This window comes from Bradyrhizobium sp. DN3 (assembly GCF_041357655.1).
In the GTDB taxonomy this organism is placed as follows: Bacteria; Pseudomonadota; Alphaproteobacteria; order Rhizobiales; family Xanthobacteraceae; genus Bradyrhizobium.
The window spans coordinates 374,820-399,371 of the sequence record NZ_JAULLN010000003.1; the positions used below are offsets into that span (position 1 = coordinate 374,820).

Genomic DNA, 24,552 nt, shown 5'->3' on the forward strand with positions numbered 1-24,552 from the left:
GGAAATCCCCTACTCGTCCCAAAGCACGGCCCCGGGCAAACCTTACCCAAGACCGCGCCCAAGCTCAAACCATTGCTGCCCAAATGGTGTGAGCGAGAAAATAGCCCGGCACTACCAAGCCGAGCGGTGCGGCTCGATTGTGACGAAACCAAGAAAATTTGTCGCACTGCAGCACATCTTCGAGAGTGTTTAACGCCAAAGATGCGAGCTTCGCGGTGACGAATACGGAATGAATCGTTACTGTTCTGCGCATGAGTACCATCACAACCGACACGCCCAAATCCGGCAACACGTTCGAGACGAAGTTCGATGCCGAAGCCTTCGCGATGAATGTCGCGCGAGCGATGGAGAGTGGTGGCAAGGCGCTCGCTGCCTATCTCAAACCGCGCGAAAGCGGCGAGGTGCAGGATCGCCCGCCGGCCGAGCTTGCCGAGGTCGTCAAGACCTTCACCTCGGTCGCCGAATACTGGCTGTCGGACACGTCCCGCTCCTCCGATCTCCAGACCAAGCTCGCCAAGGATTATCTCGACCTCTGGGGCTCGGCGGTCCGCCGCATGGCTGGCCAGGACGCCCCGCCCGCGATCGCGCCCTCGCCGCGCGACAAGCGCTTTGCCGATCCGGAATGGAAGTCGAACCAGTTCTTCGATTTCGTGATGCAGCTCTATCTGCTCACGACCAAATGGGCGCAGGAACTGGTGCGCGACGCCGAAGGGCTCGATCCGCACACACGCCGTAAGGCCGAGTTCTACGTCCAGCAGGTCACCAACGCGCTGTCGCCATCGAACTTCGTGCTGACCAATCCGGAGGTGTTGCGCGAGACGGTGGCCAGCAGCGGCGACAACCTCGCGCGCGGCCTCAAGATGCTCGCCGAGGACATCGCGGCCGGCAAGGGCATGCTGAAGATCCGCCAATCCAATCCGGACAATCTCGTCGTCGGCGTCAACATGGCGACGACGCCGGGCAAGGTGATCTACCAGAACGAGATGATGCAGCTGATCCAATATTCGCCGACCACGGAGAAAGTGCTGCGCACCCCGCTCCTGATCGTGCCGCCCTGGATCAACAAGTTCTACATTCTCGATCTCAAGCCGGAGAAATCCTACATCAAGTGGTGCGTCGATCAGGGCATCACCGTGTTCGTGATCTCATGGGTCAATCCCGACAAGCGGCTCGGCAACAAGGGCTGGGAAGACTACATGAAGGAAGGCCCGCTCACGGCGATGGACGTGATCGAGAGGGTCACCGGCGAGATGAAGGTGCATACCGCCGGCTATTGCGTCGGCGGCACGATGCTCGCGACCACGCTGGCCTGGCTCGCCGAGAAACGCCGCCAGCGCGTTGCATCGGCGACGTTCTTCGCGGCCCAGGTCGACTTCACCCATGCCGGCGATCTCCTCGTGTTCGTCGACGAGGAGCAGATCGCAGCCCTCGAGCATGACATGAAGACGGCCGGCGTGCTCGAAGGCTCGAAGATGGCGATGGCCTTCAACATGCTGCGCTCCAACGATTTGATCTGGTCCTATGTCGTCAGCAACTATTTGAAGGGCCAGCAGCCGAGCGCGTTCGACCTGTTGCACTGGAATTCCGATGCGACGCGCATGACCGCGTCGAACCATTCCTATTATTTGCGCAACTGCTATCTGGAGAACCGGCTGTCGACCGGCACGATGGTGCTCGACAACACCCTGCTCGATCTCTCCAAGGTCAAGGTACCGGTCTACAACCTCGCCACCCGCGAGGACCACATCGCGCCGGCGGAATCGGTGCTGTACGGCTCGCAGTTCTTCGGCGGCCCGGTGAAATATGTGCTGTCGGGCTCGGGCCACATCGCCGGCGTGGTCAATCCGCCGGCCTCGAACAAGTATCAGTACTGGACCAACGACAACATCAAGGACGTCAACGTCGCGCAATGGATGAAGGGCGCCGTCGAGCATCAGGGCTCGTGGTGGCCGGACTGGCGGCAATGGCTGGGCGCACTCGATCCGGAGGAAGTCCCGGCGCGCGCGGTCGGCAGCGACGCCCTGCCGCCGATCGAAGACGCGCCCGGCAGCTATGTCACGGTCCGCGCATAGCGCATGATCCGGAAAAGTGCGAAGCGGTTTTCCGAAAAAGGACCATGCGCAAACAAAACCAAAGCTTCCTCGCGCATGGCGCAATCTTGCGCGCTTTCGTATAGACTCGCTCTCACCACCGTGACGACAGAGGGGACCGGACTATGACGCGCGAATTGTTCTGGCTAACACTGACGGTGATCCTGACCGGCATCCTCTGGATCCCCTACATCATCAACCGTTGCCAGGTCCGCGGTCTTTCCGGGGCCATGGCCAATCCCTCGCGCAGCGACAAGCCGCAGGCCGAATGGGCCACCCGGCTGATGTTCGCGCACGACAACGCGGTCGAGAATCTCGTGATCTTCGCGCCACTGGTGCTGATCCTGAATGCGATCGACTATTCCACCAAATGGACCGTGCTCGCCTGCGCCGTCTATTTCTGGTCCCGCGTCGCGCATCTGATCGTCTACGCGATCGGGATCCCGGTGTTCCGCACGCTCGCCTTCACCGTCGGCTTCCTCGCCCAGGCCGTGCTGGCGCTGGCGATCTTTAGGGCGTTGTAGACTCGTGTCCCGGACAAGGCGCAGCACGATAGTGATGCGCCGCTGAGCCGGGATCCAGAAAGCCACAACCCAAGTAAGAAATGGGCCCCGGCTCTGCGGCGCACCGCCAAGTGGCGTTGCGCCGCGTCCGGGGCACAAGCGTGCCCTACTCCTCCGGCAATCCCAGCATCAGCCGCATGTTCTGCACGGCTGCGCCCGAGGCGCCCTTGCCGAGATTGTCGAGCCGGGCGACCAGCACGGCCTGGTGATATTTGTCGCTGGCGAAGACGTAGAGCTCGAGCATGTTGGTTTCGTTGAGCGCCTCCGGCTCGAGCCGGCCGCCCTTGGTCGCCTCGTTCTGGAGCGGCATCACCTTGACGTATTTCGAGCCGGTGTAGCGCTTGGCGAGCGCGGCCTGGAGATCGGATCCGCTGGGCTTGCCCGGCAGCGTGTCGAGCTGGAGCGGTATCGAGACCAGCATGCCCTGACGGTAATTGCCAACCGAGGGAATGAAGATCGGCCGCCGCGTCAGGTTCGAGTAGAGCTGCATCTCAGGCAGATGCTTGTGCTCGAAGCCGAGACCGTAGAGCTCGAAGGACGGCGCGCTGCCGTCTTCGAAGCTCGCGATCATCGACTTGCCGCCGCCGGAATAGCCGCTCACCGCATTGACGGTGACGGGATAATCCTGCGGCAGCAGGCCGGCATCGACGATCGGCCGCAATAGCGCGATCGCGCCGGTCGGATAGCAGCCGGGATTGGAGACCTTTTTCGCGGCCTTGATCTTGCCGGCCTGATCCGGCGTCAGCTCGGGAAAGCCATAGGCCCAATCCGGCGCGACCCGGTAGGCCGTCGAGGCGTCCAGCACCTTCGGTGCAGAAGTGCCCATGCTGTCGACGAGAGCGACCGTCTCCCTGGCGGCATCGTCGGGCAGGCAGAGGATGACGAGATCCACCTCCTCCATCAGCGCCTTCTTGGCCGCGGGGTCCTTGCGCTTGTCGTCGGCGATGGTCTTCACCGCGACGTCGCCCTGGAGCTTCAGCCGCTCATTGATGCCGAGCCCGGTGGTGCCGGAGCCGCCGTCGACGAAGACGGTTGCGGGCTTCTTCGCCGCGCTGGTGGTCGGGGCTTTGGTGGTGTCAGCGAGGCTCATGGCGCGCTCCCTTCGAGCATGTTCGTATCGTTTGCAAAAGCTTGCGGCCGGGCCTGCCGCATCAAATGTGCGATCTGCTTCGCATCGGCATCGCCGGCGCCAAGCGCATTGGCGATCGCCGTATAGTCGGCGTCCGATTTGTGCTGGTTCAGCTTGAAGCTGCCTTCGACCTCCTCAACCGTCATCACCAGACCCACGATCGCCTTCTTCATTGTCTCGAGCCGGCCCGCCGTCATCTTGCCTGATGTCCACGGCTTTTTCGGCAGCAGCCGAGTCTCGAACTTGTCGCTGAGCGTGTCGATCTGCACCGCCAGTTCGTCGTCCGCTAGCAGCCGCACCGGCCCGCTCAGATGCACCGACTGGTAGAGCCAGGTCGGCACCTGATCGGGCGAGACGTACCAATCCGGCGATACATAGGCATCGGGGCCATTGACCGCGAGCAACCAGGACGTATCACCGCCCGCAAGCTTTAGCAGCGGATTGTGACGGGCGACATGAAGGGCGGCCTGCGGCGTGCCGTCAGCGGCGTAGGTCAGATAGAACGGCAAGGGGGACGCGACCGGCTTGTGGCCGTCGAAGGCGCACATGGTGCCGAAGCCGCGCTCCTCGGCGAATTTCAGGCTCGCGGCGCGGTCCTGCTTGAAAAAGGGTGGCGTGTACATCGTGGTCTCCTGCTGGGCCTCCTTTGGGGAGCCGCCGGATCAGATCGCGCTGACAGGAGAGAAAATGCCGCGGACCGGATCCAGCGGCAAAGACGATGATCTCAAACGCGATCGACCGCCCAAACCGCTAAAGAGCGGCGGCGGCGACGGGCGAACAGGATGGTCGCGGCGTTGATCATGGCGCGCGGCTATAAGGCCAGATCCGGTTCCCGTCAAGGTTCACGGTCTCAGAGGAGACGCCAGATCCATTCCATCAGCTTCGCGATCACGTCGCCGAACAGCAGCAGTGCCGCGGACCAGACCAGTGCCGAGACGAAATTGGCGATCTGGAAGCTCCAATAAGGCATCTCGAAGATGCCGGCTGCGAGCGGCACCGAGGCGCGCAAGGGGCCGAAAAAGCGGCCGATGAAGATGCTGGGCACGCCCCAGCTCCGCACGAAGACCTCGCCCTTGGGCAGGAGTTCCGGATAGCGCGAGAGTGGCCACATCTGGGCGACGCTCTCCTTGTAACGGTAGCCGAACCAGTAGGAGACCCAGTCACCCAGTGCCGCGCCAAGGCCGCCGGCGATCCAGACCGGAAAGAAGCTGATGCCGCTCACCCCGATCAGCGCACCAATCCCCACCAGCGCGCCCCAGGCCGGAACCAGCAGCGAGATGAAGGCAAGCGACTCCCCGAAGGCGAGCAGGAACACGATCGGCGCCGCCCAAGCCTGGTGAGCGCGCACGAAGTCGGCAAGGGCGTGCGCAAACTGCTCCATTCCAGATTAGCCTTCCGCCCTGTCTCAAGGTGCTGCTCGATGAAAAGGACTGGTAAGCCAAGGGCTTGTGTGACATCAAGTCACAAAGCCCGGTTAGGGATGGGTCCGGACGTCAAATTGCCGGGACTTGGCGGGTCTGCGGCGTAAAATCGCCGAGATTGGCAACCAACCACACGGCCCGACAGGCCCAGCTGTAACCTTTCCGAGTCAGAAGTGGCATAGTCGGCCTAACCGATTCGCCGCTCCTGCGGCCCTCAAAACGTATCAAGAAATATGTCCAAGCAGTTGAAAACCAAAGCGAAAGACGATCTGTTCGGCGCCGACGGGCCAAAGTCGCGTGCGTCCGCCGCCAAGACGGCCTCGCGCGGCAGCGGCGGGGAAGCCGACTACACGGCGGCCGACATCGAGGTGCTTGAAGGCCTGGAACCGGTGCGGCGCCGACCCGGCATGTATATCGGCGGCACCGATGAGAAGGCGCTGCATCACCTCTTCGCCGAAGTCATCGACAACTCCATGGACGAGGCGCTGGCTGGGCACGCGACCTTCATCGAGGTCGATCTGAGCGCGGACGGGTTCCTCACCGTGACCGACAACGGACGCGGCATCCCGATCGATCCGCATCCGAAATTCCCGAAGAAGTCGGCTCTCGAAGTCATTATGTGCACGCTGCATTCGGGCGGCAAGTTCGACTCCAAGGTCTACGAGACCTCGGGCGGTCTGCACGGCGTCGGCATCTCCGTGGTGAACGCCCTCTCCTCGCGCCTCGAGGTCGAGGTCGCGCGCAGCCAGAAGCTCTACCGCATGACGTTCGAGCGCGGGCATCCCAAGGGCAAGCTCGAGGATCTCGGCAAGATCAACAACCGCCGCGGCACGCGCGTGCGCTTCAAGCCCGATACCGACATTTTCGGCGCCAAGGCCTCGTTCAAGCCGCAGCGCCTGTTCAAGATGACACGCTCGAAGGCGTATCTGTTCGGCGGCGTCGAAATCCGCTGGAACTGCGCGCCCGAGCTACTCAAGGGCGTCGAGGACGTGCCGGCGGAGGCGACGTTCCACTTCCCCGGTGGTCTCAAGGATTATCTCGCCGCGGCGATCCACGCCGACACGCTGGTGCATCCCGACATCTTCTCCGGAAAATCCGGCCGCAACGGTGCCCATGGCGCCTGCGAGTGGGCGGTGGCGTGGACCGCCGATGCCGACGGTTTTCTCTCCTCCTACACCAACACCGTGCCGACGCCCGATGGCGGCACGCATGAATCGGGTTTGCGCAGCGCGCTGCTGCGCGGCCTGAAGGATCACGCCGAGCGCGTCGGTCAGGGCAAGCGCGCCGCGTCCGTCACCTCCGAAGACGTGATGGTCGGCGCCGCCGTGATGCTCTCGGTGTTCGTGCGCGAGCCGGAATTCCAGGGCCAGACCAAGGACCGCCTCGCCACGGCAGAAGCGCAGCGCATCGTCGAACAGGCGATGAAGGATCCATTCGACCATTGGCTGTCCGGCAATCCGAACATGGCCAACAGGCTGCTCGACTTCGTGATCGACCGCGCCGAGGAGCGGTTGCGCCGGCGTCAGGAAAAGGAGACTGCGCGCAAGACTGCAGGCAAGAAGCTGCGTCTGCCTGGCAAGCTCGCCGACTGCACCGATGCCGGCACCGAAGGCTCCGAGCTCTTCATCGTCGAGGGCGACTCGGCCGGCGGTAGCGCCAAGCAGGCGCGCGATCGCAAGACCCAGGCCGTGCTGCCATTGCGCGGCAAGATCCTCAACGTCGCCTCCGCCGGCAAGGACAAGCTGACGGCGAATGCCCAGCTCTCCGATCTCGTGCAGGCGATCGGCTGCGGCCAGCTCTTGCATTATCGCGAAGAGGATTTGCGCTACCAGCGCATCATCATCATGACCGACGCCGACGTCGACGGCGCGCATATCGCTTCGCTGCTGATCACTTTCTTCTACCGGCAGATGCCGCGGCTGATCGACGAAGGGCACCTCTTCCTCGCGGTGCCGCCGCTCTACAAGCTGACCCACGGCACCAAATCGGTCTATGCCCGCGACGACAAGCACAAGGAAGAGCTGATCAAGAGCGCGTTCAACGCCAACGCCAAGGTCGAGGTGAACCGCTTCAAAGGCCTCGGCGAGATGATGCCGGCGCAGCTCAAGGAAACCACCATGGATCCGGGCAAGCGGACGCTGCTCAAGGTGGTGCTGCTTGCCGACGATCGCGACACCACGGCGGATTCGGTGGAACGCCTGATGGGCACCAAGGCCGAGGCGCGCTTCGCGTTCATCTCGGACAAGGCCGAGTTTGCCAGCGAGGAACTGCTGGACGTCTGACCCGCCAGCCTCACGCTGCCGCGTCCCATCAAGAGCCCCGGTTTGACCGCCGGGGCTCTTTCGTTTGTGAGGACGACACTGCCTCCCCGACAACCTTGCCGGTGGTTCGCCAGGACGCGGTTGATTCCCACCCTTCGCGCTGCGACTCGGCCAACGACTCACGGGAACCAAAGCTGAGGCAGGATTGCCTCCATTCCGGACGAAGCCGATTTCGTTAACGAGAGGTTGCCAGACTCCAAGTTTACACCACTGGCATCCAACCCATTGATAGAATGTAGTTATTTTATGAAATGGTCCTCTCAAAGCAGATCTCTGCCGATCGGCGTTTTCCGGCGAGTGTGCCTGCCCAGCAACAGCATTTCGGCCGGAAACGTCTATAGTCCGGGTATCAGATCACACGAACTTACAGCGCGCTCGCGCCGGCTACGACAGACCAAGGTTGGGGATTTTAACATGAAGAAGACTTTGCTCGCTCTGACCGCGGTTGCGGCAATGACCGGTTCGGCCTCGGCCGCTGACCTTGCTGCCCGTCCCTACGTGAAGGCTCCGGTGCCCGCGCCGGTCGCCAACTGGACCGGCTTCTACATCTTCGGTGGCGCCGGCGGCGGCGTCTGGGATGCGGACTCCCACACCAACTTCGTTGGCGTTCCCGTGACGATCGATCAGCGTGTCGGCGGCGATGGCTGGTTTGGAACGGTCGGTGCCGGCTACGACTGGCAGTTCTCCGGTACCTGGGTGGCTGGCGTGTTCGCCGATGGTCAGTTCGGCAGCCTGCGCGGCAGCATCAACGATGAGTTTGCTGCGCTGACCGGCCGCATCAAGATGCAGGACGCTTGGGCTGCGGGTGTTCGCCTCGGCTATCTGGTTGCTCCGAATGTTCTCTCCTACGTCAATGGCGGTTACACTGGATCGCACTGGTCGGGCGCTGGCTTGACGAATCTCGCCGGGACGGCTTCGGGCTTCCACACCGACTCGTTCAACCGCAATGGCTGGTTCGTCGGCGGTGGCGTCGAGAACAATCTGAACATTTTCGGCATCACGGCGCCGGGCTGGTTCATGAAGACCGAATATCGTGCTGCCTACTACGATCGTAAGGACATTGCCGTCCGCACCGACGTCGGCAACCTCGTGACCACCGACTCCATCAGCTTCAAGCCCTTGGTGCAGACCATCAGCACCTCGCTGGTCTACCGCTTCAACTGGACCGGTCCGGTCGTCGCGAAGTACTGATCTGATCTTATATTCAGACGTCAAAGCCCCGGCATCGTCCGGGGCTTTTTCGTTGTGGGCCTGTCAACGGCCGACGCACGCCTCAGTGAGGTGTATGCATCGACGAGGCCGCGCTTCCACCGCCGCCGATCGGCATCCCTGATCGCCTCGGCTTCAGTGCTTGTCCAGGGGCATAGTCTCGTCCCCGCGCGCCGCGCACTGCCATTGTATCCGAACCGAAGCTACGGTTAGTGTGCGCGCAAGCTTTCGCGGCGGCGATCCTTCATCGCCGTGTCGCGACAGAAGCGGACCGATGGGGAGGAATGCATGCGCAGATTTCTGCTGATCGCAGGCCTGTTTGCGACTGCCGTCGGGCTGCTCTGGATCGGACAGGGCACGGGCACGCTTGCCTGGCCCCGATCGAGCTTCATGGTCAACCAGCTGCAATGGGCCGGCTATGGCGCAGCCATGGCCGGCTTCGGGCTGGTGCTGATCTGGCAAAGCAACCAATAGAAGAAACCAGGGAATAAAAGCATGACATCCAGCCGGTTCGATCTTCGCGGCAAGGTCGCTGTCGTAACAGGAGGCAATGGCGGCATCGGGCTCGGCATGGCCCGCGGCCTTGCCGACGCCGGCGCCGACATCGCCGTGATCGGACGCAACGAAACCAAGTCCGCCGCCGCCGTGGCCGATCTCAGGCAGCGCGGCGTAAAGGCAATCGCCATCACCACCGACGTGACTGACAAGGCCGCCGTCGCGGCCATGGTCGACCGCGTCATCAGGGAGCTCGGCCGCATCGACATCCTCATCAACAATGCCGGCATGAGCATCCGCAAGCCCCCGCACGAGCTCGAGCTCGACGAGTGGAACAAGGTGATCGACACCAACCTCACCAGCGCCTTCGTGTGCTCGAAGCTGGCCTATCCGGCGCTGAAGGCGTCCGGCAACGGCAAGGTGATCAACATCGGCTCGATGATGTCGATCTTCGGTGCGAGCTTCGCCACCGCCTATGCGGCGAGCAAGGGCGGCATCGTGCAGTACACGCGCGCCTGCGCCAACGCCTGGGCGCCCGACAACATCCAGGTCAACGCCATCTTGCCGGGCTGGATCGACACCGACCTCACCCGCGGCGCGCGGCAGCAAGTCTCGGGGCTGCACGAGCGCGTGCTCGCGCGCACGCCCGCGGGGCGTTGGGGTGACATCGACGACTTCGCCGGCATCGCCGTATTCCTCGCCTCGCCCGCGTCGAACTTCGTCACGGGAACCGCGATCCCCGTCGACGGCGGCTTCTCGGTGATGGCCTGACGCCAGGCCTGCACCACAACACTGCACGCAAAAAGAAGCCCCGGTGGAAGCCGGGGCTTTTGAAATTTTGGCAGTGCTCTTTTTTGATCGTTGGTCGCGTTGCGTCGACGTGCTCAGTAGCGGGCGATGGTCGGCGCGTCGAACTTGTAGCTCGCGCGCACGACGGCCCACTGGATGTCACGCGGCTTGGCATCGAAGGTGTAATTGCCCGCCGTGCCGCCGAGTTGATAGGTCTGGCTGCCGAAGGCCGCGTAGTTGTATTCGAGGCCGACGATCCAGTTGCGGGTGATGCCGTATTCCCAGCCGGCGCCGACGGTCCAGCCATTGGCCCAGTGAGTCTGTCCGCCCGTACCCGCTACGACCGGGTCGGTGACCGAGAGTCGGTTGTTGACCCCCGCATAGCCGCCCTTGATGTAGAAGAGGTTGTTCTGCACGGCAAAGCCGGCACGACCGACGACCGTCGCCAGCACATTGGCCCGCCAGGAGAACACGTCGTTCGCCGGCGCGAACGCGGTGTTCACGACCGTACCCTTGTTGTCGAGGCCGGAGATCGTACCTTCCATGCCGAACACAAAGTTGTTGGCCTGCCAGTTGTAGCCGATCTGCGCGCCGCCCATGATGCCCGAGTTGCGCTGACGATAGCCCTCTCCCGGGAGCAAATCGCCGAACGCCGCGCCGGTCCCGTTGTTGATGAACTGCTCGTTGGTCCATGCGCCACCGATGTGGCCGCCGACATAGAAACCGGTCCAGTTGAACAGCGGCTCGACATAGGCGGGCGCCTTCGTGTAGCGCGCAGCAAGATCGGCGGCGGAAGCGGCGCCGGTCGAAACCAGAGCGGTCGTGCAAGCGAAGGCGGCAATCAATTTGTTACGCATGGTACACCCCGTGTCCTTTGATGGGCGCACGGTCACAGACGGCTCTTACTAAAATTGAAATCAACACGGTTAACGTGACAAGATCGACACGCGGTGGCCCGAGAATCCGTTTGTGCTGTTGCACGTGCGCAACGCGCCGCGCGCGCTTTAACGCAGCGTTATCCCTAGCGATGTCTTGCGCTACGATGGCGGCGCGGCCTTCGACTGGACGTGCTCGGGCCGAACGCCGAGCGCAAGCAGGCGCGCCGGAATGCCCTGGAGCCAGGGCACTGCGGTGATGAGGCGCAAGATCAAGGGTACCTTCAGCGGCCGATCGCCCGGCTGCAAGGCGCCGCTGATGATGTTGTTCTGCATGATGACCTGCATGCGCTGCATCATCTTCACCGGGAACTCGCGCCGGCGTCGCACCGCATCGAGCTCGTTCTCCGATGGACAACCGTGCTCCATCTTGTCGGCCAGCAGGTTTGCGGTCGCGACCGCGTCCTGCACGGCGAGATTGACGCCGACGCCGCCGACTGGCGACATCGCGTGCGCGGCATCACCGATGAGAAGCAGGCCTGGCAATGTCCAGCGCGTCAGGCGGTTGATCGCGACGGTGAGCAGCTTCATGTCGTCAAAGCTCTTCACCTCCGCGATGCCGGATCGAAGGATCGGCGCCATGCGCACGACGTCATCGAGCAGCGCCTGCAGTCCCCTCGCCTTCACCGCATCAAATTGCCCCTTGGCGATGACATAGGCGCATTGCCAATAATCGCCGCGGTCGAAGGTGATCATCATCTTGCCGGGCTCGATCCGCGCGAACACACTCTCCGTCTCGTCGGGCCTGCGGCCGGCGCGGAACCACAGCACGTCCATTGGCGCGCCGATCTCCTCGACCTTAAGGCCGGCGCACTCGCGCACGGTCGAATGCCGGCCGTCGCAGGCAATGGTGAGATCGGCCTCGATGTCGATGATGCCTTCAGGCGTCCGCGCCCGCACGCCGGCGATCGTCTCGCCACGGCGGATCAGATCGACCGCCTCCGTGCTCATCATCACCTTGAACGAGGTAAAGCGCCGGCCGGCCTCGCGCAGGAAATTCAGGAAGTCCCACTGCGGCATGAAGGCGATGAAAGGGTATTTGATGTGCAGCCGGCTGAGATCGGCGACGCGCACCGGCGTGCCACCGAACAGGCCGTCCATCTTCTGCAAGCGCTGGTGCGGCAGCTTCAGGAAGCCGTCGATCAGGCCGAGCTCGTCCATCACCTGAAGCGTCGAGGGATGCACGGTGTCGCCGCGGAAGTCGCGGAAGAAATCCGCGTGCTTCTCCAGCACCACGACGTCGATGCCGGCGCGGCCCAGGAGATAGCCCAGCATCATGCCCGCCGGGCCGCCGCCGACGATGCAGCAGCGGACCTTCATGCTCCGGTTTGGTTGTTGGTCGGATGTCATTGCCGCAGCGATCCGCGATGTAAGTATCGATCAAGATATGCCGGACGATACTAACGCGATTCAAGCCGAGCGCAGTCTCAATTTGCAGGCAAAAGCCCGTCGCGCCCGGTTTGCATCAGCAAACAAGCGCCTGATAAAAAAGGCCCGCAGAGCGCGGCCTTGCCTGAAATCGGGACCAGACTATTTCTGGTCCTCGTTGCTGGTCCCGGTGCCGGGACTGCCGATCGGCAACCCATTGGTCGCATGACCGACCCCCATGTTTCGCTCGGCTTGCGCTGCTGCCGGCGTCTTAGCGTTTGCGGTTGGAGCTTGAACGTTCGGATTGGGCTGACCGATGTTGGTATTGACGTTGGCCCCCGTGGTGGTGCCATGCGTCCCCATCCCGGAGGGAGCCGACCCGGAGTTGGCGCTGCTGGACGACGTGCCCATTCCGGCACCCGGGCTGGCCGCAGATCCCGCGCTGGCGCCGCCGGTACCTGTACCTGCCGCTGCGCCTGCACCTGCGCCTGCACCTCCGCCGCCAGCACCACCTCCCCCTTGAGCGAGGGCCGCCGTCGACAATGCAACGCAAGCGATCGTTACGAAGATGGATCTGCGGAACATGAATCGTCTCCCTGGTTTGACAGACAATCCAAGTCAGGTCAGCAGGAGTTGTTCCGTCTTCTGCTCATCACGCCGCGGCCGACGAAGACCTCAATTATTGCTGCGGTTCGCGCTGCGAAAACTCTTGATCTCCGAGACGCTGCCGTCGCGATAGGTCAGCTCCACCGAGACAAACTGCGTAGCCGGGGCGAGCTTCATGTAGAGCGGCATGCCGGCGCTGATCGCGCTGGGATCGCGCATGTCGCAAGCGGGCATCTTCAGCACCTGGCTGGGCACGGCGGTGTCGATGCCGATGCGCACCTCGCGGATGGCGCAGCGGTAGGACACGAGATGCGTGTAGTAGACCAGCAGCCCATTGAACTCGCGGAACGACAGCCAGCTCGTCGAGGTCATGTCGAGGATCTTGCGCTGGTCGCGGATCAGCGCGGCCTCGGGATCGAACCTGATCGGGAACGGCCCCTGCATGTCGCCGGACTGATCGACATAGCGGACCTCGATGGTGCCGGCTTGCGCGTCCGGCGGCAATTCGATCGACGGGTTCGGCATCCGCTTGCGCGTGCGCGGATCGAGCGTGTCGATGAAGCCGGTCTCGCGGAAATCGCCCTTGCCGGCCATGCGCCAGGAAATGCCGAGCGTCGGGTCGGCGAAGGAAAACACCACGCTCCAGCCGCCATTGTGCCGCGAGAAGCTCGCGATCGGCGCGTTGGTGGTCTCCTCCTTCGGCAGGCGCGGCACCGACACCGGCGGCAGCGCCGCGAGCTTCTGCGGCGGCGGATCGTCCGGTTGCGCGGCGGCATCCTTGGCGAGGCCGCTGAGGAACACGTCGTCGACCATCTGGTCGAAATAGACCGGCACCTGCTTGTGCTTCACGGTATCGGCCATTTCACTGACGGCGCGGCGGGTGCGCTGCGCCACCTGCACGAGATTTTCGCCAGGCTTGAGCAGTTCCCTGGCGAAGGTGCGCGTGAACACCGAATTGGGATTGGCGTCGTCGTTAGAGAGGCGATCGAGCGCGGTCTGGCGGGGACCTGCCGAAAACACCGAGAACACGCCTTCCGGCAGTTGCGTCATCGGCGCGAGCCCGCCGCCGCCGGCGACCGCGCGGGTTCCTTTGCGCTCGAACGGATTGTTGCGGCAGGCGTCGAACACCAGGATCGAGGTTCGCGCCTTCTTGTTCTGAAGGCGCTCGACGATGCGGTCGGCCAGGATGGAGGCGTCGCGCACCAGCTCTTCCTGCCCCTCCGTCGCCGCCGGAACGTCGGTCGGCAGCAGATAGTTCTGGCCGGCGATCTCGAAACCGTGGCCGGCATAGAAGAAGAACGCGGTGTCGCCGGGCTCAATCGCCTTGTCGAAGGCAAGCAGCGTCTCGGAGAATTGCTGCCGGTTCTGGTTCTCGGCGAGCATCACGGAGAAGCCCAGCTGCTTCAGCGTATCGCCCATGGTGCGGGCGTCGTTGACCGCCTTGAGCAGCTTCGGTACGTTCCTGTAGTCGTTGTTGCCGATGACGAGCGCGACGCGCTTCTCGGCATGCGCGGGAAGCGCCAGGCCGCTCAGGCCCGCTGCGAGGCCGAGTGCCGCCAGAATTCTGAAAAGCCGACGCGTCATCGCAATATTTCCCGTTGCAGAACGGCCCCACGCCGGTCCCCTCGAACGGTCGTTCATGGCAAACCCGGCCGTTGATGTGATAGTCGGCCCAGCCATATCGACGGTTCAAGGGCCTTGGTCCCCGATTCCATCATCGGCCCTATGGCAGATTCCGTCGGAATCTGCTTTTTCTTGGGCATTCCGTTGAAGGGGGCTGCCGTGTATCGCTGGTGCACCGACGAGGTCGAGCCGCACGACCGCTTCGACTATTGGCGCGAGGTACGCGCCAAGGGATTGTTCGGCGTCACCGCCGAGCTCGCGCGCGAACGCCGCGCCGACTTCTTCGGCGAATTCTCGCTGCGCCAGCTCGGCGGCGCCGGCCTCGTCGAGCTGAAGGCCTCACCCTACACCGTCGAGCGCAGCGCATCCGACATCGCCTCCGCGCCGGGCGACGCTATCTGCGTCTACCAGCAGCTTGGCAGCGGCGGCTGGTTCGGCGGCATGCGCGGCAGCGACTTCGCGATCGCGAACGGCAGCTTCGCCACCAGCCATACCGACCTGCCTTATCGCACTGCGCCGCTGGGCGCAGGCGGCTTCCATTTGCGGATCCTGAAGATCCCGGTGAGCAGCATCCCGGCCCAGGACAAGCGCATGCGCGAGCTTGCACCGCGGACCTTTGACGATCCCACCCTGGCGCCCTTGCTCGGCGCCTGCTTCGCCGATCTCGACGAGGCCGCGGCGGATGGCGGCGCTGCCGATGCGACCTCCCTCGTCCAGGCACTCGCCCATCTGGCGCTGATCGAGCGCGGCATCCTGCGGCCCGGCAGCCGCCGCGGACAGGCCGCACTGCGGACCGCCCGCCACTCGCAGGCCCGGCGCCTGATCGCGCGCCATCTGCAAGACCCCAAACTCGCGCCGACGATGGTGGCCGACCTGCTCGGCATTTCCGTGCGTCACCTGCATATGCTGTTCGAGACGGCGGAGAAGAGCTTCTCGCAGACCGTGACCGACGAGCGCCTGAAACAGAGCCGCCGCCTGATGCGCGAGGCCCCGGAGCGGCTGATCGCCGACATCGCGACCTCCTGCGGCTTCGAGAGCCTGGCAACCTACTACCGCGTCTTCAACGCCGCCTATGGCATGGCCCCCGGCGACTTCCGGGCCCAGGATTGGGAGGGGCATTAGCCGCCGTTTGCCGACTCCGGCCAGCCCCCGGGGTTGGGCGGAAAACCCCAGCCGCGCCCGCTATTTGGGCAAAAACCTCAGGCTTTTTAGGGTCTTCCCGCGCCCGCTCCATTGACTTTGGCGGATTCCCGCCTATGTTCCGGGGCGACGCGGCTCAGATCGAAGACCGATTCCCGAGCCTGGCGCTTTGTTCGCGTGAGTCAGCACCCCCAGCTTCTTTGAGAGCGCGCCGTTTCGGGGTGGAACGCGACAGCCTTATTACCCTCGATTCCGAACGGCGGTTTCGACCAGAGGCTCAATGTCCTTTTCAAATCTCGGACTGTCCGAAAAAGTCCTCGCCGCAGTGGCGGCCACCGGTTACACCAACCCCACCCCCATTCAGGAACAGGCGATCCCCCACGTCCTCGCACGCAAGGACGTGCTCGGCATCGCCCAGACCGGCACCGGCAAGACCGCGGCCTTCGTGCTGCCGATGCTCACCATCCTCGAAAAGGGCCGAGCCCGGGCGCGCATGCCGCGCACGCTGATCCTCGAGCCGACCCGCGAGCTAGCCGCGCAGGTGAAGGAAAACTTCGACCGCTACGGCGCCGGCCAGAAACTCAACGTCGCCCTCCTGATCGGCGGCGTCTCCTTCGGCGATCAGGACGCCAAGCTGATGCGCGGCGTCGACGTGCTGATCGCAACGCCGGGCCGCCTGCTCGACCATACCGAGCGCGGCGGCCTCCTGCTCACCGGCGTCGAGCTGCTCGTCATCGACGAAGCCGACCGCATGCTGGACATGGGCTTCATCCCCGACATCGAGCGCATCTGCAAGCTCGTCCCCTTCACGCGGCAGACGCTGTTCTTCACCGCGACCATGCCGCCGGAGATCCGGCGCATCACCGAGGCCTTCCTGCACAATCCGCAGAAGGTCGAAGTCTCCCGGCCCGCCACCACCGCCGTGACCGTCACCCAGGCCCAGGTGCCCGCCGGACGCGAGGCGCACGAGAAGCGCGAGCTGCTCCGCCGTCTGCTGCGCGAGGCCAAGGACCTCAAGAACGCGATCATCTTCTGCAATCGCAAGCGTGAAGTCGCCATCGTTCACAAATCGCTTCAGAAGCACGGCTTCAGCGTCGGCGCCCTGCACGGCGACATGGACCAGCCGGCCCGCATGGCCGCGCTGGATCAGTTCCGCAAGGGCGAGCTGCCGCTGCTGGTGGCCTCCGACGTCGCCGCCCGCGGCCTCGACATTCCCGAGGTCAGCCACGTCTTCAATTTCGACGTTCCCCATCACGCCGACGACTACGTTCACCGCATCGGCCGCACCGGCCGCGCCGGCCGCACCGGCACCGCGATCTCGATCGTGACGCCGCTCGACCAGAAATCGATGGCGGCGATCGAGAAGCTGATCGGCCAGAACATTCCGCGCGCCGAGGGCGACTACGAAGTCCACGCTGAGGTCGCCGACGGGACCGAGCGTCCGCGCGAGCAGCGCGGCCGTGAACGTTCACGCGGCGGACGCGGCAAGCCGCAGCGCGGCGAGCGGCGCGGTCACGACCGTGAGCGCAGCCACGAGCCGCGCGAGGCGCGACAGCCGTCCGAAGCAAGGCATCGTCCCGAAGAGAAGCGCGGATCCGAGTCGCGTCACGGCGCGCGTTCGCAGGCCAATGCGTCGCATGTGCCCTCGATCGGCCGTCCCGAGCCGCGCCGCCAGCGCGAGGTCGACAGCGAGCCGGGCGATCACTCGCACCTGCCGGCCTTTCTGCTGCGGCCGGTCCGCTCCCCCGCCGGCGCCTGAAGCGCCGACGCGCTCGAGGTTTCGGTTGCAAAAATACTGCTCCACACTTTTTTAGACGGTTCGTGAACGTATATTTACGGGGCGTTCACGATCGTCCGTTAGCCTACGAACATAATTTAAGCATTGCTGCGGTCGCGGGCGCACCGACCGCTGTGGGGTATGTTCCGTGGTCAAGGTTCTCGATGAACACGAACGCACGATGGCGTTCGCCGAGGTAGCGCTCGGTCAGATCCGATCGCTTCGGCAGACGGCAATCCCCCGCAACTACGAGATCTGGTACGTCTACGCCACCGGCTACAACGCACCGCTCAACAAGATCATCAACGAGACGCTGGCGCGTAACGGCAAGCTGACCGAAGCCGATCTCGAGCAGATCTACGAGACCTATCTCTCCCACATCAAGACCACCGATCGCATCGACAAGGTCGGCGCGCGCGTCATCGGCGAGATCGACGACGTGATGAAGGTTCTCGGCGATGCGCTTGGGATGAGTGGCGCCTACGACGCCAGCCTGTCGGGTGCGACCGAGAAACTGTCGTCAGCCAAGAGCCGCGACCAGATCAAGGCGATTGTCGAGACGCTGCTGCGTTCGACCAGCGAGATGCGCGAGGCCAACAAGGCGCTGGAAGGCCGCCTGACGCTGTCGAAGAACGAAATCAGCAATCTCCAGCAAAGCCTGGAGGCGATCCGCGCCGAGAGCCTGACCGATCCGCTCACCGGCCTCGGCAACCGCAAATATTTCGACCGCATGATCGGCATGGCCGTGCAGAGCGCGCTCGCCTCCGGCGAGCCGCTGTCGCTGCTGCTGTTCGACATCGATCATTTCAAGTCGTTCAACGATTCCTACGGCCATCTCACCGGCGACCAGGTGCTGCGGCTGGTCGGCTTGTCGCTGAAGCAGACCATCAAGGGCCAGGACATCACCGCGCGCTATGGCGGCGAGGAATTCGCGGTCGTGCTGCCCAACACCGCGCTGCGCCAGGCGCTCACGGTGGCCGATCACATCCGCCGCGCGGTGATGGCGAAGGAATTGAAGAAGAAGTCGACCGGCGAGATCCTCGGCCGCGTCACCATCTCCGTCGGCGTCTCCCTGCTCAAGCAGGGCGACGACACCGACGCGCTGATCGAGCGCGCGGATGCCTGCCTCTACGCCGCCAAGCGCAACGGCCGCAACCGCGTGATCTGCGAAGTCGATCCGGAATACGCGGTCGAGACGCACAACCGGGTGGCGTAGGTCTTCAGCAGCTGCTGTAGGGTGGGCAAAGGCGCATCGCGCCGTGCCCACCAGCAGTGCTTCCGATGGGGCGATATCGGTTGGTGGGCACGCTCCGCTTTGCCCACCCTACGGCGCTGCCGCTTGACATTCTTCCGTGGCGAACAGCATCTGACGCTGCAAAATCGGCTGCCTGCCCCCGAGCCTGCAAAGGACTTATCGCCTTGCCCAATCCTCACGATTTTCACACGCCGCAACCGTCCTACACCACGGACGAACTGCTGAAATCGAGCGAAGGCGGCTATTTCGGCCCGGGCAATGCGCAGTTGCCGGCTCCACCGATGCTGATGATGGACCGCATCACGGAGATCAGCCTGGACCGCGGCGAGTTCGGCAAGGGCCATGTCGTCGGCGAGCTGGACATCACACCAAGCCACTGGTTCTTCGATTGCCATTATCACGGCGACCCGATGATGCCGGCCTCCTTGGGGCTCGACGCCATGTGGCAGATGATCGGCTATTGGCTCGGCTGGTCGGGCTCACCGGGCAAGGGCCGCGCCATCGGCGTCGGCGAGGTGGAGTGCACGGGCACCATCACACCGAGCGCGCAACGCGTCCGCTACGAGGTCGCCATGCGCATGGTCCGGCGCGGAAAGCTGGTGCTGGGAATTGCCGACGGCCGTGTGCTTGCCGACGGCACTTGCGTCTTCGTGGCGAAGGATATGCGGGTTGGCCTGACCAAGCCCGTGGATTGAGCTGCCGTAGGGTGGGCAAAGGCGCGCGTACGCGCCGTGCCCACCATGTCTCCGACATCACGATTATCAACGGTGGGCACGCTTCGCTTTGCCCACCCTACGTGCCGTCTTCTTGGCCGCCCGCTTCTTGGCAACCGGCTTCTTCGGCACCACCTTCTTCCCCTTCGGCCGCTTCTTCACCTTGGCGCGCTGGGCGGCGGCGAGCGCCGCTCTCGCCCATTGTGCAAGCTCTGCGGAATCGTCGAACAGGCGCGCGGGCAGCTCCCAGTAGGAGTTGACCACCACGGTCTTGGTGCGGGTCGAGTACTGGAACGGTTTTGAGCCTTCGGCCTCAAACTCAGGAATGGTCGCCTCGTCGGCGCGCAAGAACAGGCCGGCACGCAGCGACAGTGCGAAATTGGTGCCGTCGGCGGAGATGCCGTAGCCGGAGAACATTTTTCGGATGGTGACGGGTCCGAAATCGGCGAACAGGTCGATCAGGAATTCGCGGTCCATGGCCCAACTCTCTCCCCACCGTCGTCCTGGCGAAAGCCAGGACCCATTACCCCAGGGAGTAGTTTAGCGAAGAGTAAAAGTTACGCCACGCGGTACGGATACCTCCCACGATCGAGGCATCACGCGGTATGGGTCCTGGCTTCCGCCAGGACGACAGCGGTGGGGGTTGCGAAAGCCGGACTTACCCCTCAACCTTCGCCGGCCGCAGTTCGACCGACTCGCCGCAGCCGCAGGCGGAGACCTGGTTGGGGTTGTTGAAGACGAACTGGGCCTGCATCTTGTCGGCCTTGTAGTCCATCTCGGTGCCGAGCAGGAACAGCACGGCCTTGGGATCGACCAGGATCTTGACGCCCTTGTCCTCGACGACCTCGTCGGTCGGGCGGATCTCGTGGGCGTATTCGACGGTGTAGGACTGGCCGGCGCAGCCGCCGTTCTTCACGCCGACGCGCAGGCCCACGATCTCGGAATCGGCGCGCTGGGTCAGCTCCGTGATCCGCTGCGCGGCAGCATCCGTCAGCCGCATCACCTGCGGGCGCGGCCGCCGGGGCTTTGGTGTCGAAGCTGGTGTCGCCTGGGTCATGTTATCTATGTGGTCCGTTGCGAAGCGAATTCAATGCGAGCCGTCACCACATGTTCAGCACGAGGCGCGCTTCGTCGCTCATGCGCTCGGGCGACCACGGCGGTTCCCAGACGACCTTGACGTCGACCACGCCGACGCCGGGGACGCTGGCAACCGCATTCTCGACCATGGTCGGCAGCTCGCCGGCGGCCGGACAGTTCGGCGTCGTCAGCGTCATCAGCACGTCGACCGAGCGGTCGTCCTTGATCTCGACCTTGTAGATGAGCCCGAGCTCATAAATGTCGGCCGGGATTTCCGGATCGAACACGGTCTTGAGGCCCGCGATGATCTCGGTGGTCAAGCGCTCGGTCTCCTCCGGCGGCAGCGCCGAATGGGTCTCCATCGGATTGGCTTTGACGTCGGCCATGTCACTCATGCGAACAAATCCCGCGCTTTCAGAAGCGCCTGTGCCAGATGATCGACTTCTTCCCGTGTATTATACATGCCGAACGAGGCCCGGCAGGTGGCGGTGACGTTGAACCGCTCTAAAAGCGGCATCACGCAATGGGTGCCGGCGCGCACCGCGATGCCCTGGCGATCGATCACGGTGGCGACGTCGTGGGCATGCGCGCCCTTGAGCTCGAAGGAGATCACTGGCCCCTTGCCGCGCGCAGTACCGATCAGCCGCAGCGCGTTGATCTCGCGGAGCCGATCCTGGGCGTAGGTGACGAGATCCTGCTCGTGCGCGGCGATGCGCTCCTTGCCGATCGAATTGACGTAGTCGATGGCGGCACCGAGGCCGATCGCTTCGACGATGGGCGGGGTGCCGGCTTCGAACTTGTGCGGCGGGTCGCCATAGGTGACCCAATCCTTCGCAACCTCGCGGATCATCTCGCCGCCGCCGTTGAACGGCCGCATCGCGACAAGGTGCTCGTGCTTGGCATAGAGCGCGCCGATGCCGGTCGGACCATAAATCTTGTGGCCGGTGAACGCGTAGAAATCGCAGTCGAGATCCTGCACGTCGACGGGCAGATGCACCGCGCCCTGCGCACCGTCGACCAGCACGGGAATGCCGCGATCGTGGGCCAGCCGCACGACCTCCTTGATCGGAACGAAGGTTCCGAGCGCGTTCGACATCTGGGTGATGGCGACAAGCTTGGTCTTCGGCGTCAGCAGCTTCTCGAATTCGTCGATCAGGAAATTGCCTTCGTCATCGACGGGCGCCCATTTGATCACCGCGCCGTGGCGTTCCCTGAGGAAATGCCAGGGCACGATGTTGGAATGGTGCTCCATGATCGAGAGGACGATCTCGTCGCCTTGCTTGATGTTCGGCTCGCCCCAGGACGACGCCACGAGGTTGATGGCCTCGGTGACGTTGCGGGTGAAGATGATCTCTTCTGTCCGGCGGGCGTTGACGAACTGCGCGACTTTTGCCCGCGCGCCCTCATAGGCTTCCGTCGCCGCATTGGCGAGATAATGCAGGCCGCGATGCACGTTGGCGTATTCGCTCGTGTAGGCCTGCGTCATGCGGTCGAGCACCGCGCTGGGCTTCTGCGCCGAGGCGGCGTTGTCGAGATAGACCAGCGGCTTGCCGTAGACCTGCATGGCCAGCGCCGGAAAGTCCTGGCGCACGCGCGCAACGTCGTAGGCGCCATTCTTGACGGCCGGATGCGTGCTCATGACCGCCGCTCCAGCCAACGCTCGGCGATGCCGATCACGTGGTCGCGCAGGCCGTCGTCGGCGATCTGCTCGATCGCCTCGCCGACGAAGGCCTGGATCAGCAACGCCTGGGCCTGCTTCTCCGGCAGCCCGCGCGCCTTCAGATAGAACAACAGGCTCTCGTCCAGCGCGCCAGCGGTGGCGCCGTGGCCGCAGGAGACGTCGTCGGCAAAGATCTCGAGCTCGGGCTTGTTGTCGGCCTCGGCTTCATCCGAGAGCAGCAGCGCGCGGGTCATCATCTTGCCGTCGGTCTTCTGCGCGTCGGGACGAACGATGATGCGGCCCTGGAACACCGAATGACCGCGATCGTCGATCACGGCGCGGAACGTCTCGCGGCTGACGCAGTTCGGCACGGCGTGGTCGACCAACAACGTGGTGTCGCCATGCTCGGTCTTCTGCAACAGGTTTACGCCGTTAGCCGAGAGCTCGCTGCCCTCGCCCGCCAGCGTGATGAAGCCTTGCAAGCGGCTGACGGCAGCACCAGTCGTCATGTTGAAGAAGTTGAGCTTCACATTCGCGCCGACCGTGACGAACTGTGAGGTGACGTTCACCGCGTCAGGCGCATCGTCCATCAGGCGAATGTGAGCAACATCGGCGTCGTCGCCAACCGTCACGAGCACGGCATCGTTGACCTGGTAGGCCTTGGCATCGGCCGCAACGAAGCTTTCGACGATGGTGGCGCGAACGCCCTTCCCGATCACAACCTGCGAACGGGTGAAGGTCGACGCGGAAGCCGCGGCTGCGATGTGGATGATCTGGATCGGTGAGGACAGCTGTGCGCCGTCAGCAATCGACAGCACGACACCGTCAGTTGTCATGGCGGCGTTCAGCGCGATCACGGCATCGGTGGACGCGGTATTGAGGAGGCTGGCGTCCTTCTCCAGCGTCTCCCGCAGCGTCTTGAGGCTCGCCTCGGAGCCGAGCGCCTTCACGTCGGAGAGATCGGCCGCAAACACGCCGTCGACCAGCACCAGCTTGCGGGCGCCCGCGATCGCATGCGCCTTCACCGCTTCCGTGGCGCGCTTCAACGCGGCCGAATCAGGCGCCGCTGCCAGCGGCAGCACCTCACCGACCAGCGCACGCAGATCGGTGTACTTCCATTCCTCGATCCGGCGGTGCGGCAGGCCGAGACGCTCATAGGTCTCGAACGCCTCGCGGCGCGCCGCGATCACAGAGGGCGAACCCGGCAAGCGGCCTTCAGCGCTGGCGAAGAGATCGCTCACCGCGCGGCCGTTCCCGGTCTTTGCCACAGCAACGTTCATCTCCAAAATTCCTTACGCGGCATCCTCGAACTGAGTATAGCCGGACGCTTCCAGCTCCAGCGCCAGTTCCTTGTCACCGCTTTTCACGACACGGCCCTTCGACATCACGTGCACGAAATCGGGCACGATGTAGTTCAGTAGCCGCTGATAATGGGTGATGACGACCATCGCGCGCCCCGGCGAACGCAGCGCGTTGACGCCGTCGGCCGCGATGCGCAGCGCATCGATGTCGAGGCCGGAATCCATCTCGTCGAGGATGCACAGGCTGGGCTCGAACAGCGCCATCTGGAGCACCTCGTTGCGCTTCTTCTCGCCGCCGGAGAAGCCGACATTGACGCCGCGCTTGAGCATGTCCTGCGGGACGTTCAGCGACTTCGAGACTTCGCGGACCTTCTTCAGAAACTCCGGCACCATCAGCTCGCTCTCGCCGCGCGCCTTGCGCTGGGCATTCAGTGCGGTACGGAGGAAATTCATGGTGGTGACACCGGGAATCTCGACCGGATATTGGAACGCCAGGAACACGCCCTTGGCGGCGCGCTCGTCGGGATCCATCTCCAGGAGGTCCTCGCCCCTAAACAGGATCTGGCCGTCGGTGACCTCATAGCCGGGCTTGCCGGCGATGACATGAGAGAGCGTCGACTTGCCGGAGCCGTTCGGCCCCATGATCGCGTGCACCTCGCCCTCGTTCACGGTCAGCGTCAGCCCGTGGAGGATCTCACGCTCCTCGACGCGAACCTTGAGGTCTTTCACTTCAAGCAAAGCCATTTTGGTGTCCAGTCTATTCAAATGAGGCATGGAGCGCCTAAGCGCACCGCGAGGGTCGGTGTTAACCGACCGACCCTTCAAGCGAGATCGAGATCAGCTTCTGCGCTTCCACCGCGAACTCCATCGGGAGCTGCTGAAGCACATCCTTGACGAAGCCGTTGACGACGAGGCCGACGGCCTCCTCCTGGCTGAGGCCGCGCTGGATGCAGTAGAACAGCACATCCTCAGAGATCTTCGAGGTCGTCGCCTCGTGCTCGAAGGTCGCCGACGAGTTCTTCGCCTCGATGTACGGCACGGTGTGCGCGCCGCATTTGTCGCCGATCAACAAGGAATCGC

At 63.9% G+C, this 24,552-nt stretch carries 25 protein-coding genes; 11 read left to right on the forward strand and 14 right to left on the reverse strand.

Annotation, left to right across the window (positions count from 1 at the left end; genetic code table 11):
• The first annotated feature begins 251 nt into the window (after positions 1-251).
• Positions 252-2,072, forward strand: a complete 1,821-nt coding sequence (locus tag AAE027_RS07140) for a PHA/PHB synthase family protein (protein ID WP_370987449.1) — start codon at positions 252-254, stop codon at positions 2,070-2,072.
• 143 nt (positions 2,073-2,215) lie between these two features.
• Entirely contained in the window at positions 2,216-2,614 is a 399-nt protein-coding gene (locus AAE027_RS07145; protein ID WP_370987450.1) for an MAPEG family protein, read from the forward strand.
• 145 nt (positions 2,615-2,759) lie between these two features.
• Here the strand turns inward: AAE027_RS07145 and argC are convergent, their stop codons facing one another.
• From argC to AAE027_RS07160, 3 genes are all read right to left on the reverse strand, one after another.
• Positions 2,760-3,743, reverse strand: coding sequence for an N-acetyl-gamma-glutamyl-phosphate reductase (gene argC / locus AAE027_RS07150; protein ID WP_370987451.1), 984 nt, complete (start codon positions 3,741-3,743; stop codon positions 2,760-2,762).
• Positions 3,740-4,405, reverse strand: coding sequence for an FMN-binding negative transcriptional regulator (locus tag AAE027_RS07155; RefSeq protein ID WP_370987452.1), 666 nt, complete (start codon positions 4,403-4,405; stop codon positions 3,740-3,742). The genes argC and AAE027_RS07155 overlap by 4 nt, the downstream gene beginning before the upstream one ends.
• Before the next feature lie 227 nt (positions 4,406-4,632).
• Positions 4,633-5,163, reverse strand: coding sequence for a DedA family protein (locus AAE027_RS07160; protein ID WP_128934078.1), 531 nt, complete (start codon positions 5,161-5,163; stop codon positions 4,633-4,635).
• A gap of 273 nt (positions 5,164-5,436) precedes the next feature.
• Here AAE027_RS07160 and parE point away from each other — a divergent pair, with 273 nt between their 5' ends.
• The 4 genes from parE to AAE027_RS07180 all read left to right on the forward strand — a co-directional run bounded on the left by parE (position 5,437) and on the right by AAE027_RS07180 (position 9,999).
• Complete coding sequence (gene parE, locus AAE027_RS07165) at positions 5,437-7,485, forward strand: DNA topoisomerase IV subunit B (RefSeq protein WP_370987453.1); 2,049 nt, start codon at positions 5,437-5,439, stop codon at positions 7,483-7,485.
• Between the two features lie 453 nt (positions 7,486-7,938).
• The gene (locus AAE027_RS07170) at positions 7,939-8,715 is read left to right on the forward strand and encodes an outer membrane protein (RefSeq protein ID WP_091887940.1); all 777 of its coding nucleotides are present in this window, start codon (positions 7,939-7,941) and stop codon (positions 8,713-8,715) included.
• Positions 8,716-9,021: 306 nt separating this feature from the next.
• Positions 9,022-9,207, forward strand: coding sequence for a hypothetical protein (locus tag AAE027_RS07175; protein ID WP_091888160.1), 186 nt, complete (start codon positions 9,022-9,024; stop codon positions 9,205-9,207).
• 21 nt (positions 9,208-9,228) lie between these two features.
• Positions 9,229-9,999 carry an SDR family NAD(P)-dependent oxidoreductase gene (locus tag AAE027_RS07180; RefSeq protein ID WP_370987454.1) on the forward strand — a complete coding sequence of 257 codons (771 nt, stop codon included), beginning with the start codon at positions 9,229-9,231 and terminating at the stop codon, positions 9,997-9,999.
• Between the two features lie 113 nt (positions 10,000-10,112).
• Here AAE027_RS07180 and AAE027_RS07185 read toward each other — a convergent pair whose 3' ends face one another.
• Together AAE027_RS07185 and AAE027_RS07190 are read right to left on the reverse strand one after the other, a co-directional pair.
• A complete protein-coding gene (locus AAE027_RS07185; protein WP_370987455.1) occupies positions 10,113-10,874 on the reverse strand; it encodes an outer membrane protein in 762 nt (253 codons plus the stop codon).
• A 180-nt stretch (positions 10,875-11,054) separates the two neighbouring features.
• Positions 11,055-12,302 carry an FAD-dependent oxidoreductase gene (locus tag AAE027_RS07190; RefSeq protein ID WP_370987456.1) on the reverse strand — a complete coding sequence of 416 codons (1,248 nt, stop codon included), beginning with the start codon at positions 12,300-12,302 and terminating at the stop codon, positions 11,055-11,057.
• Here AAE027_RS07190 and AAE027_RS07195 point away from each other — a divergent pair.
• Positions 12,253-12,549 (forward strand): hypothetical protein, encoded by a 297-nt coding sequence (locus tag AAE027_RS07195; protein ID WP_370987490.1) that lies wholly within the window; start codon positions 12,253-12,255, stop codon positions 12,547-12,549. The two genes, AAE027_RS07190 and AAE027_RS07195, sit on opposite strands and share 50 nt — an antisense overlap.
• Here AAE027_RS07195 and AAE027_RS07200 read toward each other — a convergent pair.
• Both AAE027_RS07200 and AAE027_RS07205 read right to left on the reverse strand, forming a co-directional pair.
• Positions 12,483-12,905 (reverse strand): hypothetical protein, encoded by a 423-nt coding sequence (locus AAE027_RS07200; RefSeq protein WP_370987457.1) that lies wholly within the window; start codon positions 12,903-12,905, stop codon positions 12,483-12,485. The two genes, AAE027_RS07195 and AAE027_RS07200, sit on opposite strands and share 67 nt — an antisense overlap.
• Before the next feature lie 90 nt (positions 12,906-12,995).
• Positions 12,996-14,510, reverse strand: a complete 1,515-nt coding sequence (locus AAE027_RS07205) for a caspase family protein (protein WP_370987459.1) — start codon at positions 14,508-14,510, stop codon at positions 12,996-12,998.
• A 198-nt stretch (positions 14,511-14,708) separates the two neighbouring features.
• Here AAE027_RS07205 and AAE027_RS07210 point away from each other — a divergent pair, with 198 nt between their 5' ends.
• The 4 genes from AAE027_RS07210 to fabA all read left to right on the forward strand — a co-directional run bounded on the left by AAE027_RS07210 (position 14,709) and on the right by fabA (position 19,416).
• Positions 14,709-15,671 (forward strand): AraC family transcriptional regulator, encoded by a 963-nt coding sequence (locus tag AAE027_RS07210; RefSeq protein WP_370987487.1) that lies wholly within the window; start codon positions 14,709-14,711, stop codon positions 15,669-15,671.
• Between the two features lie 298 nt (positions 15,672-15,969).
• Positions 15,970-17,448, forward strand: a complete 1,479-nt coding sequence (locus tag AAE027_RS07215; protein ID WP_370987460.1) for a DEAD/DEAH box helicase — start codon at positions 15,970-15,972, stop codon at positions 17,446-17,448.
• Positions 17,449-17,614: 166 nt separating this feature from the next.
• A complete protein-coding gene (locus tag AAE027_RS07220) occupies positions 17,615-18,682 on the forward strand; it encodes a GGDEF domain-containing protein (protein WP_130219627.1) in 1,068 nt (355 codons plus the stop codon).
• 203 nt (positions 18,683-18,885) lie between these two features.
• Positions 18,886-19,416, forward strand: coding sequence for a bifunctional 3-hydroxydecanoyl-ACP dehydratase/trans-2-decenoyl-ACP isomerase (gene fabA, locus AAE027_RS07225; protein ID WP_370987461.1), 531 nt, complete (start codon positions 18,886-18,888; stop codon positions 19,414-19,416).
• A gap of 66 nt (positions 19,417-19,482) precedes the next feature.
• Here the strand turns inward: fabA and AAE027_RS07230 are convergent, their stop codons facing one another.
• From AAE027_RS07230 to AAE027_RS07260, 7 genes are all read right to left on the reverse strand, one after another.
• Positions 19,483-19,911 carry a TfoX/Sxy family protein gene (locus AAE027_RS07230; protein ID WP_370987462.1) on the reverse strand — a complete coding sequence of 143 codons (429 nt, stop codon included), beginning with the start codon at positions 19,909-19,911 and terminating at the stop codon, positions 19,483-19,485.
• A gap of 181 nt (positions 19,912-20,092) precedes the next feature.
• The gene (locus AAE027_RS07235) at positions 20,093-20,491 is read right to left on the reverse strand and encodes a HesB/IscA family protein (RefSeq protein WP_091887957.1); all 399 of its coding nucleotides are present in this window, start codon (positions 20,489-20,491) and stop codon (positions 20,093-20,095) included.
• 43 nt (positions 20,492-20,534) lie between these two features.
• Positions 20,535-20,906 (reverse strand): SUF system Fe-S cluster assembly protein, encoded by a 372-nt coding sequence (locus AAE027_RS07240; RefSeq protein WP_091887959.1) that lies wholly within the window; start codon positions 20,904-20,906, stop codon positions 20,535-20,537.
• Positions 20,903-22,150, reverse strand: coding sequence for a cysteine desulfurase (locus AAE027_RS07245; RefSeq protein ID WP_370987463.1), 1,248 nt, complete (start codon positions 22,148-22,150; stop codon positions 20,903-20,905). The genes AAE027_RS07240 and AAE027_RS07245 overlap by 4 nt, the downstream gene beginning before the upstream one ends.
• Complete coding sequence (sufD, locus tag AAE027_RS07250) at positions 22,147-23,451, reverse strand: Fe-S cluster assembly protein SufD (protein ID WP_370987464.1); 1,305 nt, start codon at positions 23,449-23,451, stop codon at positions 22,147-22,149. The genes AAE027_RS07245 and sufD overlap by 4 nt, the downstream gene beginning before the upstream one ends.
• Before the next feature lie 12 nt (positions 23,452-23,463).
• Entirely contained in the window at positions 23,464-24,216 is a 753-nt protein-coding gene (sufC, locus tag AAE027_RS07255) for a Fe-S cluster assembly ATPase SufC (RefSeq protein ID WP_370987465.1), read from the reverse strand.
• Positions 24,217-24,277: 61 nt separating this feature from the next.
• Positions 24,278-24,552 (reverse strand): SufD family Fe-S cluster assembly protein (locus AAE027_RS07260; protein WP_370987466.1); only part of this gene is annotated, 275 nt, incomplete at its 5' end.